Below are 11441 nucleotides of genomic sequence, written 5' to 3' on the forward strand. Positions count from 1 at the left end.
GCACGCGCACGCACCCCGCATCCGCTTCTCGCGCCGTTCACCGGATCTCGCGCGGCCCGCGGCCCGGGTCCGGATGCGGTCGCGGGATGCCGGAGGTTCAGTCGGCCGTCACACGGTGGATGCCGAGGTCGGTGCGCCCGGGCAGCAGGTCTGCTCGGAGCGCTCGGGTTCCTCGGTAGTCGCCGTCACGGAGTCGGCGATATGGGCTGCTCGGCGACTCGTCGCGGATGCCGGCGAGTCGTTCGACGAGCCGTGCACTCTCGAGGTCGATGTCCGCAGGCGCGAGCCCGTCGGCGTCGTGGACGACGTGCAGGTCGAGCGGCTCGATGCCGGTGTACCAGAGCGTGCCGTGCGTGAGGGGGAACATCAGCGAGTCCAGGTCTCCGCTCACACCGCGCTCGCCGATCGAGCGGTCGTCCTCTCCGGCCGTCACGATCACGAGGGCGCGGCGCCCGGCGAGCGGGCCCTCGCCATAGCGCAGCGGGAGACCGGTCTCGGGGTCGGACGGACCGAAGGCGAAGCCGTTGGTCAGCACACGATCGACCCACCCCTTGAGGATCGCCGGCGGGCCGTACCACCACAGCGGGAACTGCAGCACGACGAGGTCGGCCGCCCGGAGCTTGCGCTGCTCCTCGGCCACATCCGCCGGCAGACGCCCCGAGGCATAGGCCTCCCCCATGAGATCGGCGACATTGCCCTCCCTTCCTCGCGGGTCGCCCAGGTCAGGGGCGGCGAGCACCGGGTCGAACCGCTGCCGGTAGAGGTCGGTCACCTCCACGTCGTGGTCGGCGGAGAGTGCCTCGACCCCGTCGCGGAACAGCCGTGCGTTGAACGAGTTCTCCTGGGGGTGGGCGTAGATCCAGTGGACGGTCGGGCGTGATGCGGACACGTGTGGCCTTTCTTCAGCGGTCTTCGTGGACGGGGATCGCGGCCGGGGGCAGGCGTCTGGTGAGCGGCAGGAGCGCAGCGGCGACCACCATGCCGGCCGCGACGACGAGCGCGATCGTGAAGCCCGCGGCACCCACGATCGAGGCGATCGTGCCGAGCACCGCGATGCCGAGACCCCCGCCGAGAGCGAAGCCGACCTCCTGGATGGCGCCGACCTGCCCCGCGTCGTCCTGCGAGGTGACGTCGAAGAGAGTCGTGGCCGCGAGCGTCGCGGCGATGCCGAAGCCCGCCCCCACGAGCACGAGCGGCACGGCGACGGGGCCCACCCCCGCAGAGAGCCAGACGAGTCCCGCGCCCTGCACGACGAGCGCGAGCACGGTGAGAGCGGTCGAGCTCAGCCATCGCAGCAGCACGGGGGCGAGGACCCCGCCGAGCGCGGTCGCCACCGCCTGCGGGAGGATGGCGATCCCGGCCGCGGCGGCGCTCTGACCCCTCTCGTCCTGAAGGTGCAGACTCACGAGCAGCACGGATGCCGACGAGACGCCGCTGCTCGCCACGATGCGCACGATCGCGGGACTGAATCCCGGCACGCGGAAGAGTCGCATGTCGATCAGAGGTTCTCGCAGGGCCCGCTGACGGCGGATGAAGAACACCAGCGCCCCCGCTGCGACCACCCCGGCGATGACCGCGGGCACGGGGGCGGCGAGCACCTCGTGCAGCGCGTAGACGAGAGCGCCGAGCGCGACGATGGATGACACGATGCTGAGAACGTCCCACGACGGCCGCCGGGAACTGCGCGAATCGTCCACGAGCCAGATCGCGAGCACGCCGGCGACCACCGCGAGCGGCACACTGCCGAGCAGCAGCCAGCGCCATCCCGGGCCTTCGGTCACGATCCCGCCGAGCACGGGCCCCAGCGCGCTTCCGGCACCGAAGGTCGCGGTCCACAGCCCGTAGGCCAGCACCCTCTGCCGCGCCTGATAGTGGGCTCCGATCGTGGCGACCACGCCCGCTACGACGAACGCCTCGGCGACGCCGAGGAGCGCGCGGACGACGATCAGCAGCAGCCCGTCGTGGGCGAGTCCGCCCACGACGTTGAGCACCGCGAAACCCGCCAGCCCGAGCAGCACGATCCGCTTGCGACCGAACGCGTCGCCGATCCGCGCGGCGACGACGAGAGTCGCGGCCAGCGACAGCGCATACACGTCGACGAGCCAGAGCGCACCGCTGTCGCTGAGCACGAGGTCACCGCGGATCGCCGGCAACGCCGTCGCGACGCTGCTTATCGCGAGGGCGCCGATCAGGATCCCGAGCAGCAGCGGGATCATGGCGAGCCAGGGATGACGGGTCGTGCGCGTCCGCGTGGCTGCCGCAGGGATCGAAGAGGTCACCCCCACAGTCTTGTGGCCTGAGTACACTCAGAACAAGTACGGTCATACAGGGTACATACTTACAGTTCGGATACCATCAGGCGACGAAAGGCGGATTCGATGCGTGAGAAGACGGAGCGGATCATCCGCGAATGGGGCGACGCGTGCGACGCGGAGATCTCCATCGCCGTGCTCGGCGGGGCGTGGAAGCCCAGCATCCTCAGCCTCCTGGGCGAGCACGAGGTGCTGCGGTTCGGCGAACTCAGCCGACTGCTCGACGAGCCGACCGCGCGCGTGCTCACGCGCCAGCTGCGCGAACTGGAGGACGACGGACTCGTCATCCGCACCGTCTATCGGCAGGTCCCGCCCAAGGTCGAGTACCGCCTGAGCGAGCTCGGGCGAGGGTCGATGCCGCTCGTCGATGCGCTCACCGAGTGGGGCGGTCGATACGCGGCGCATCAGCGGAGTGAGCTGCAGCGCGTCGCCGCAGAGTCCGAGACCCTCGAGGCCGTCGACGTCCGGTGAGCGGGCCCCGTCTGAAACAGCCGACACGCCGCCGATAGACTGGGAAGCATGTCCAAGGTCCTCCAGTCACTTCCCGTCGGCGAGCGCGTCGGCATCGCCTTCTCCGGAGGACTCGACACCTCCGTCGCCGTCGCGTGGATGCGCGACAAGGGCGCCGTCCCGTACACGTACACCGGAGACCTCGGGCAGTACGACGAAGACGACATCGAGTCGATCCCTGGCCGTGCGCTCGAGTACGGCGCCGAGGCCTCGCGTCTGGTCGACTGCAAGACCGCCCTGGTCGAAGAGGGTCTGGTCGCTCTGTCGTGCGGCGCCTTCCACATCCGCTCGGGCGGACGCACCTACTTCAACACCACGCCCCTCGGCCGCGCCGTCACCGGCACGCTCCTCGTGCGCGCCATGAAGGAGGACGGCGTCGACATCTGGGGCGACGGCTCCACCTACAAGGGCAACGACATCGAGCGGTTCTACCGCTACGGCCTGCTGGCCAACCCGCGCCTGCGCGTCTACAAGCCGTGGCTCGACGCCGACTTCGTCACCGAACTCGGCGGCCGCAAGGAGATGAGCGAGTGGCTCGTCGCCCACGACTTCCCCTACCGCGACTCGGTCGAGAAGGCCTACTCGACAGACGCCAACATCTGGGGTGCGACGCACGAGGCGAAGACCCTCGAGCACCTCGACGTCTCGCTCGAGACCGTCGACCCGATCATGGGCGTGAAGTTCTGGGACCCCTCGGTCGCGATCGAGACCGAAGACGTCTCGGTGACCTTCGAGGCGGGTCGCCCGGTCGCCATCAACGGTGTCGAGCACACCGACCCGGTCGCCCTCGTCATGGAGGCGAACACCATCGGCGGGCGCCACGGCCTCGGAATGAGCGACCAGATCGAGAACCGCATCATCGAGGCGAAGTCGCGCGGGATCTACGAGGCCCCGGGCATGGCGCTGCTGTTCATCGCCTATGAGCGCCTCGTCAACGGCATCCTGAACGAAGACACGCTCGCGACGTACCACGAGCAGGGCCGCCGTCTCGGTCGCCTGATGTACGAGGGCCGCTGGCTCGAGCCGCAGTCGCTCATGCTGCGCGAGTCGATCCAGCGCTGGGTCGGCCTCACGATCTCGGGCACCGTGACGATCCGCCTGCGCCGCGGTGACGACTGGACGATCCTCGACACCACCTCGCCGAACCTGTCGTACGGCCCGGAGAAGCTGTCGATGGAGCGCGTCGGCGACGCCGCGTTCGGCCCGGTCGACCGCATCGGCCAGCTGACCATGCGCAACCTCGACATCGCCGACTCCCGCTCGCGCCTCGAGCAGTACGCGGGCCTGGGCCTCATCGGCGGTGCGACGGGCGAACTGGTCGGTCGCGTGACCGCCGGCGAGTCGAGCGAGATCACCGGATCGGTCGAAGAGGTCGACGAGAGGTTCGCCGACGCCGTCGACACGGCTTCCGAGGGCGCTGCCTTCGATTCCGGAACCGACTGACACGAGAGCACACCGCGACCACCGACCCGCATCGCGGAGTCGGTGGTCTTCGGTCACTCGACGAGATAGGCCGCTCGTGCGCTGCGTTCGGCAGCCTCACGGTCGCCGGCGCGCAGCGCCGCGCTGAGGCGGTCGAGAGACCCCGCGACCTGTGCGGACAGCTCGGAGTCGACGACCCACGCACCCAGAGCCCGGATCATCGCGAACGACGTCTCGTGGAACATCATCTGGTGCACGTCGTTGCGTGAGTGCGCAGCGAGGTGCGCATACAGCTCCGCAGACGCCCTCGCCCGATGCGCGGAGTCGTCGACCCTGGCGGCGATCGCGTCGACCCGGTCGGCGGCTTCCGCCCTCGCATCCTCGGTGAACCGCGCGGCAGCCGTCCTCACCAACGCGGACAGCTGATGCCCCACGTACTCGCGCCAGTGAGAGACGTCCTCGGGCGCGAGTGAGGTCACCCGCGTGAAGCGGCTGGGGGCGAACTCGATCATGCCGATCCGCTCGAGACGCTGTAGCGCCTCCCTGACCGGGGTGCGCGAGACGTTCAGCGCGGCGGCGATGGCGTTGTCGCTGATCGAGTCGCCGGCAGCCAGCTCGCCCGTGATGATCTGCTGCCCGACGTGCTGGAACACGATGCCGGCGAGCGACGGCGGCGTCGCCTTCTGCATGCTGTGGAACCTCATCGACCGGTCCCCCTTCTGGAATGTGTCGAGAGCAGGTGCTCCTCCACTCATCAAGACCACCGGCGTATCGATATATGACGCGATGGGCTCAAGATTTCGCGCGGGTCTCGATTATCTTGCACACTCGTGTGCAGATTAAGTACCATGTACTCATGACAACCCGTGCACCCCGCCGCGACTCGGTCGAGAATCGCGCCGGCATCCTCGATGCCGCCCGCGCGACCCTGGCCCTCGACCCCCGCGCCTCGATCGACGTGATCGCCCGCAGCGCGGGCCTCTCGCGCCGCACTCTCTACGGGCACTTCGACGACCGCGACGCGCTGATCCGCGAACTCATCGTGAGCGGCGCGCAGCGCTTCAACGCGATCGCCGAGTCGGTCACCGACTCCGATCCCCGCATGGCCCTCGCCCGCCTGGCGGGCCGACTGTGGCAGGAGGCCGCGCACGTGCAGGTCGCCGCCGCGATCGCTCTCGACGAAGCGCACGTCGAGCACACCGCCGACGCCCTCGCTCCGCTGCGACGCAGCGTCGCAGCCCTCGTGCGCCGCGGACAGGAGGACGGCAGCTTCCGCACCGACCTCGCCGCCCCGACTCTCGCGCGCCTGATCGAAGAGGTCGCGCGCACGGTCGTCTCCCGCACCGATGCGTCGAGCACAGGAGCGGCCGACCTCGCCGTGCGCACCCTGCTGAGCATCGCCGGGCTCTCATGGATCGAGGCCGACGCCCTGCTCGCTGCGAACCCGGAGCTGGTCGAGGAGGTCGGCGCATGAAGATCGCCCTGCACGATGTCAGCAAGGGCAAGGACGGCCAGGCGCTGCCGGCCATGAGTCTGGAGTTCCACACCGGCGCGGTGCGCTTCGCGATCGCCGAGACCGAGCAGCGACCGACCGTGCTCGGCCTCATCGCGAGCGGGCGCATGAAGCCCGACACCGGACGCGTCACGATCGACGGAACGGCGGACAATCGGATGCTGCGCCGCACCGTCGCGCTCGTCGATGCGCCCGACGTCAGCGACCCGCACCCCGACATCACGCTCGCGGGAGTGGTGGGCGAGGAGCTCATGTTCGCGGGCGTCGGTGCGACACCGCTGCACGCGCGGCGGTGGCTGAACCGGCTCGGGTTCGGCGAGCTCGCGGGCTGGCCGATCGGCAATGTCGACCCTGCCGCTCGCGTGCGCATCATGTGCGAGCTGGCCGTTCTGCGTGAGGGCACGCAGGCTGTGGTGCTGGTCGCCCCGGACCGCCACGGCGGCAGCCCCGACGGCTGGTGGCGCATCGCATCGGAGTTCGCCGACCGCGGCTACGCCATGCTCGTGATCGTCGGCGGCTCAGCGGCCGTGGCACTGGAGCGCATGCACGAACTCGAGGCCATCAACGCCTCGGGTCCGATCGACCCGCTCGTACTGGCGCAGCCCACCTCCACCCCCGAACCCGACCCCGACCAGGACCCGACGGAGAACGGAGCCGACCGATGAAGGTTCCCGCCATGATCGCTGCGGAGCTGCGCCGCCTGACCGCCAGCAAGATGGGCGTCATCGCGCTGATCGCGCTGGTGTGCGTCCCGATCCTCTACGGCGGTCTCTATCTGTGGGCCAATCAAGACCCCTACGCCAAGTTCCCCGAGGTGCCGGTGGCCCTGGTCGTCGACGACCAGGGTGCTCCCGAGCCCACCGCGGGCACCGAGGCGCCGACGGGTGAGACCGTCAACTACGGCGAAGACGTGGCCGACAACCTGATCGAGGGCAACGCCTTCGACTGGCAGCGCATGAGCGTCGACGAGGCAGCGGATGCGCTGCGGCAGGGCGCCGTCGACTTCACCGTGACGATTCCTGCGGACTTCTCGACCGCGCTCACCTCCGCCGCGGGAGATGACCCGCATCAGGCGCGCATCGAGCTCGAGACCAACGACGCGAACAATTACCTCGCCTCATCCATGGGAACGCAGGCGGTCGAGAAGATCCGAAGCTCTGTGGCCCAGACCGTGGGGACCCAGGCCGCTGAACGCCTCCTCACCGGCCTCAGCGATGTGCGCGACAAGCTCATCGAGGCCACAGACGGCGCGACCCGGCTCACCGACGGTGCAGACACGGCCTCGTCGGGAAGCACGACGCTGGCCGACGGCACGGCGCAGCTCGCCGCCGGCACGGCACAGCTCGCCGAGGGCGCGAACACGCTCGCTTCCGGCGCGCAGCAGGTGAGCGACGGAAACCGCCAGCTCGCCGACGTCGCCGATCGAGCAGGGTCGGTCGTGCAGGAGGCCACGGATGCGCTGCCGCAGGTGCGCACCGACATCTCGACCGTGCTGACCGACCGCGGCCTCTCCCCCGAGCAGATCGACGAGGTGCTCCAGACGCTCGACCCCCTCGCCACCCGACTGCAGAGCGGCAACGCCTCGGTGCAGGAGGCGGTGGGCAAGGTCGATCAGCTCGCCGACGGCGCCGCCGCCCTGGCATCCGGAGCGTCTCAACTCGCATCCGGGGCCGGCACGGTGGCCGCAGGAGCGGCCTCGGCGAACGACGGCGCGGCGCAACTGCGCGACGGACTCGGAACCCTCGCCAGCGGCACCGCCGAGTTGCGCGACGGCCTGTCGAACGGCGTCACGGCGATCCCGGAATCCACTCCCGAGCTGCGCTCCCAGCAGGCCGACACGATCGCCGACCCCGTGAAGGTCTCGAGCGACAAGGTCGCCTCCGCCGAGGACTACGGCGCAGGCCTCGCCCCGTTCTTCGCCGCGCTGTCGGCCTGGATCGGCATCTACGCCCTGTTCCTCATCGTGAAGCCGATCTCGCGTCGCGCCGTCACGGCGCTGCATTCGCCGATCCGCGTCACGCTCGCGGGCTGGCTGACGCCGGCGATGCTCGGCGGCGTGCAGATGCTGGGGCTCATGGGCATCCTCGCCATCACGCTGGGCTTCACCTTCGACAACCCCGTCGGCACGCTCGGCGTCATGATCGTGGCCTCGGCGACGTTCGCGGCGATCATCCTGGCTCTCAACGTGTGGCTGGGCTCGGTCGGCCAGTTCCTCGGTCTCGTGCTCATGGTGCTGCAGCTCGTCACAGCGGGAGGGACCTTCCCGTGGCAGACGCTTCCGACCCCGCTCGCGGCCCTGCATCACGTGCTGCCTCTCGGCTACGTCGTCGACGCGATGCGGCAGCTCATGTACGGCGGCGACCTGGCCCGCGCGGGCTGGGATCTTGCCGTGCTGGGCATGTGGCTCGTCGGCGCCCTCACCCTCGCCGCCATCGGAGTGACGCGCATGACGCACAGGCGCACGCTGCGCGACCTGCAGCCGAGCCTGATCGGATGAGTCGGCGTGCGGAATCCCGCGTGGGGTCCCGCACGTCGGTCGCTGTGGATAGGATGCCTGGAGTGCGGTCGTGACACGCACTCTGGGCCCCCCTGGGACTGGGTCCCACTCCTCCACTCCGAAAGAGTTCTCAATGATGACAGCCGATTCGACGGAGCTCGTCGACGCTCCGCACTCGTCTCCGGGCGGCGTCGCACGCCGTCCCCTGGCAGCCCGGATCGGTCGCATCGCGTTCCTCGTCGTCGCGGGCATAGTCGTGGTCGCCGTGGCCTGCGCGTTCTTCGTGACCTGGACCATCCAGCGCTCGTTCCCTCAGACCGACGGTGAGATCGCTCTCGACGGCCTCCAGGCCCAGGTCACCGTGCAGCGCGATGCGCTCGGGGTCCCGACCATCACGGCCGACTCGACCGACGACCTCTTCTACGCGCAGGGCTTCGTGCACGCGCAGGACCGGTTCTTCGAGATGGACTTCCGCCGGCATGTCACGTCGGGCCGCGTCGCCGAGATGTTCGGCGAGTCGCAGGCGGCGACGGATGCGTTCCTGCGCACACTCGGCTGGCGGGCGGTCGCCGAGGCCGAGGTCGCCGCGATGGACGACGTGACGCTCGGGTACTACGAGGCCTACGCCGCGGGCGTCAACGCCTACCTGTCTTCGAGGTCGGGAGCAGAGCTCTCGCTCGAGTATGCCGTTCTGGGCATACAGAATCCGGACTACTCGCCCGAGCCCTGGGAGCCCGCCGATTCGGTCGCCTGGCTCAAGGCGATGGCCTGGGACCTCCGCACGAACATCGAGGACGAGACCGAGCGCGCTCTGCTGGCCGCACAACTCGCCGAGGGGTCCGACGCCGCGACGACGCGAGCGACCCTCGACGAGCTCTACCCGGGGTATCCGTTCGACGAGAATCCCGTGATCGTCCCCGAGATCTCGACCGTTCCCGCCCTCGGGACGGCCGAACCCGTCGCGTTCTCGCCCGATGACGACGGTGCCGAGATGCAGCACGCCGTCACGACGATCGACTGGCAGGAGGCGTCCGGAGTGATCGAGGCAGCCAGTCTCCTGATCGGCGACGTCGGCGAGGGCATCGGCTCCAACTCCTGGGTGGTGTCGGGGGATCTGACCGAGACCGGAGCACCGCTGCTCGCCAACGACCCGCACCTCGGGGCGTCGCTGCCCTCGGTCTGGTACCAGGTGCAGCTGAAATGCTCGGAGGTCAGCGCCGAGTGCCCGTTCGACGTCGGCGGCTTCTCGTTCTCGGGCCTCCCCGGCATCGTGATCGGCCACAACGAGAAGGTCGCGTGGGGTTTCACGAACCTGACCACGGATGTCACCGACCTCTACGTCGAGCGCATCGACGGAGACCAGTACTGGCGCGACGGCGCGCTGGTGCCGCTCGAGACACGCACCGAGACCATCAAGGTCGCGGGCGGTGACGACATCGAGCTGACGATCCGATCGACCGTGCACGGACCGATCATCTCCGGCCTCACGGACGACTTCACCGCGATCGCCGAAGACCCCGAACCCGGGCTCGCCGCGGGCGGCGCAGGTGCCGCACCGGTCGGCGGCGAGGCGTCGGAGTATGCGGTGAGTCTGCGCTGGACCGCACTCGACCCCGGCACGACCGCCACCGCGATCTTCGCTCTGTCGACCGCGCAGGACTTCGACGACTTCCGCCTGGCCGCCTCGCTGTTCGACGTGCCCGCTCAGAACCTGATCTACGCAGATGTCGAGGGCAACATCGGGTACCAGACCCCCGGTCGCCTCCCCGTTCGCGGAGCAGGCGACGGATGGCTGCCGCAGCCCGGTTGGGACAGCACGTACGACTGGGCGGGCTTCATCCCGTTCGAGGAGCTGCCGGTGTCGTACAACCCGGAATCGGGATACATCGTGACCGCGAACAACGCGATCGTGACCGACGACTACGGCTATTTCCTCTCGAAGGACTGGGATCACGGCTACCGTGCCGCCCGCATCGTCGACCTGATCGAGCGCCGTGCAGCCGTCGCGCCGCTCACCGCGCAGGACATGCGCGACATCCAGATGGACAGCGAGATGTGGATCGGGAAGCGTCTCACCACCGCGCTCGACGGCGTGGAGGTCGACGGCGCGGGAGTAGAGGAGGCGATCGACCTGCTGCGCACGTGGGACGCCCAGAACACTCCGTCGTCCGCCCCGGCCGCGTATGCGAACGTGCTGTGGTCGAACCTGGTGCAGAATGTGTTCGCCGAGCGCGACGAGCCGCTGCCCATCGGCGGTCAGGGTCGGCTCTTCACGGTGATGTCCTCCCTGCTCGACGATCCGTCGAATCGGCTGTGGGCCAACCCGCAGCTGGGGGTCACGAGCATGGAGGGGATGCTCGCCCTCTCCGCCGAGGAGGCCTACGACGAGCTGTCGGCGCTGCAGGGCACGAACGTCGATGCGTGGAACTGGGGCGACCTGCACGCGATCACTCTGACGAGCGACACGTTCGGCTCATCCGGCATCGCGCCGATCGAGGCGCTGTTCAACCGCGGGCCCTACAAGGTGGGCGGCGGTGCCTCGGTGGTCAACGCGACCGGGTGGCAGCTGGGGACGTCGTACGCGACCACCACCGTGCCCTCGATGCGCATGGTGGTCGACCTCGCAGACTTCGACGACTCGAGCTGGATCCACCTCACCGGCGCCTCCGGCCATGCCTTCCACGAGCACTACACAGACCAGACCGCCGACTGGGCGGCCGGCGTGCAGCGCCCGTGGGCCTCATCCGCAGAGGCCGTCGACGCCGCCACGACCTCGACGCTGCTGCTCACACCGGCGGGCTAGACGCGCTCGCGCGCCGACGCAGCGACCGTCCCGTCAGGCGGCGGCCGGTGTCGACGCCGCCGCGGCGCGGCGCGCGATGGCCCAGATTCCTGAAGCCGCAGCGAGGAAGATCACGGCGAGCATCGCCCATCCCGCGAAACCGAACGTGATGGCCGTGGCGTTCACGACGATCGGCGATGCGAGCGCGCCGAGCGAGAACCCCATGCCGAACACGCCCTGGTAGGCGCCGGCGCGCACCTGGTCGGCGAGCTCGAAGCTGAGCCCCCACGCACCTGCCTGCGAGAGGATCTCCGCGAACGTGTGCGCGACCATGGCGAGCACCAGCACCGCGATCGCCGCCCAGGCAGGAAGACCGGCCGCCAGAGCGTAGATCAGGCAGGCGCC

The 11441-nt window shown here is 69.6% G+C and carries 9 protein-coding genes and 1 pseudogene; 6 read left to right on the forward strand and 4 right to left on the reverse strand.

Features of this window, described 5'->3' with window-relative positions:
* Positions 1-97 precede the first annotated feature (97 nt).
* Both RWO82_RS13150 and RWO82_RS13155 read right to left on the reverse strand, forming a co-directional pair.
* Positions 98-889, reverse strand: coding sequence for an NAD(P)H-dependent oxidoreductase (locus RWO82_RS13150; RefSeq protein ID WP_314427835.1), 792 nt, complete (start codon positions 887-889; stop codon positions 98-100).
* Positions 890-902: 13 nt separating this feature from the next.
* Entirely contained in the window at positions 903-2279 is a 1377-nt protein-coding gene (locus tag RWO82_RS13155) for an MFS transporter (protein WP_314427837.1), read from the reverse strand.
* A 99-nt stretch (positions 2280-2378) separates the two neighbouring features.
* Between RWO82_RS13155 and RWO82_RS13160 the strand changes: the two genes are divergently transcribed.
* Both RWO82_RS13160 and argG read left to right on the forward strand, forming a co-directional pair.
* Positions 2379-2783 carry a helix-turn-helix domain-containing protein gene (locus RWO82_RS13160; protein WP_314427840.1) on the forward strand — a complete coding sequence of 135 codons (405 nt, stop codon included), beginning with the start codon at positions 2379-2381 and terminating at the stop codon, positions 2781-2783.
* Positions 2784-2831: 48 nt separating this feature from the next.
* Positions 2832-4265, forward strand: a complete 1434-nt coding sequence (argG, locus tag RWO82_RS13165) for an argininosuccinate synthase (protein ID WP_314427842.1) — start codon at positions 2832-2834, stop codon at positions 4263-4265.
* Between the two features lie 53 nt (positions 4266-4318).
* On the opposite strand, the gene RWO82_RS13170 is transcribed toward argG, so the two are convergent.
* Complete coding sequence (locus RWO82_RS13170; RefSeq protein WP_314427845.1) at positions 4319-4933, reverse strand: GntR family transcriptional regulator; 615 nt, start codon at positions 4931-4933, stop codon at positions 4319-4321.
* Positions 4934-5100: 167 nt separating this feature from the next.
* Here RWO82_RS13170 and RWO82_RS13175 point away from each other — a divergent pair, with 167 nt between their 5' ends.
* The 4 genes from RWO82_RS13175 to RWO82_RS13190 all read left to right on the forward strand — a co-directional run bounded on the left by RWO82_RS13175 (position 5101) and on the right by RWO82_RS13190 (position 11057).
* Entirely contained in the window at positions 5101-5718 is a 618-nt protein-coding gene (locus RWO82_RS13175; protein WP_314427847.1) for a helix-turn-helix domain-containing protein, read from the forward strand.
* Entirely contained in the window at positions 5715-6422 is a 708-nt protein-coding gene (locus tag RWO82_RS13180; RefSeq protein ID WP_314427849.1) for a hypothetical protein, read from the forward strand. Before RWO82_RS13175 ends, RWO82_RS13180 begins: the two co-directional genes overlap by 4 nt.
* Positions 6419-8254: a YhgE/Pip family protein gene (locus RWO82_RS13185; RefSeq protein WP_314427852.1), complete on the forward strand. Its 1836-nt coding sequence runs from the start codon at positions 6419-6421 to the stop codon at positions 8252-8254. The genes RWO82_RS13180 and RWO82_RS13185 overlap by 4 nt, the downstream gene beginning before the upstream one ends.
* A gap of 136 nt (positions 8255-8390) precedes the next feature.
* Positions 8391-11057, forward strand: coding sequence for a penicillin acylase family protein (locus RWO82_RS13190; protein WP_399540848.1), 2667 nt, complete (start codon positions 8391-8393; stop codon positions 11055-11057).
* A 33-nt stretch (positions 11058-11090) separates the two neighbouring features.
* Here RWO82_RS13190 and RWO82_RS13195 read toward each other — a convergent pair.
* A pseudogene (locus RWO82_RS13195) lies at positions 11091-11441 on the reverse strand (MFS transporter); the annotation flags it as partial.

Source organism: uncultured Microbacterium sp. (assembly GCF_963521645.1).
Taxonomy (GTDB): Bacteria; Actinomycetota; Actinomycetes; order Actinomycetales; family Microbacteriaceae; genus Microbacterium.

What these genes read in the sequence shown, in the direction of transcription:
- RWO82_RS13185 (WP_314427852.1), top strand. Translation starts at nt 6,419, where the DNA reads ATGAAGGTTCCCGCCATGATCGCTGCGGAGCTGCGCCGCCTGACCGCC.
- RWO82_RS13175 (WP_314427847.1), top strand. Translation starts at nt 5,101, where the DNA reads ATGACAACCCGTGCACCCCGCCGCGACTCGGTCGAGAATCGCGCCGGC.
- argG (WP_314427842.1), top strand. Translation starts at nt 2,832, where the DNA reads ATGTCCAAGGTCCTCCAGTCACTTCCCGTCGGCGAGCGCGTCGGCATC.
- RWO82_RS13170 (WP_314427845.1), bottom strand. Translation starts at nt 4,933, where the DNA reads ATGCAGAAGGCGACGCCGCCGTCGCTCGCCGGCATCGTGTTCCAGCAC.
- RWO82_RS13190 (WP_399540848.1), top strand. Translation starts at nt 8,391, where the DNA reads ATGACAGCCGATTCGACGGAGCTCGTCGACGCTCCGCACTCGTCTCCG.
- RWO82_RS13160 (WP_314427840.1), top strand. Translation starts at nt 2,379, where the DNA reads ATGCGTGAGAAGACGGAGCGGATCATCCGCGAATGGGGCGACGCGTGC.
- RWO82_RS13180 (WP_314427849.1), top strand. Translation starts at nt 5,715, where the DNA reads ATGAAGATCGCCCTGCACGATGTCAGCAAGGGCAAGGACGGCCAGGCG.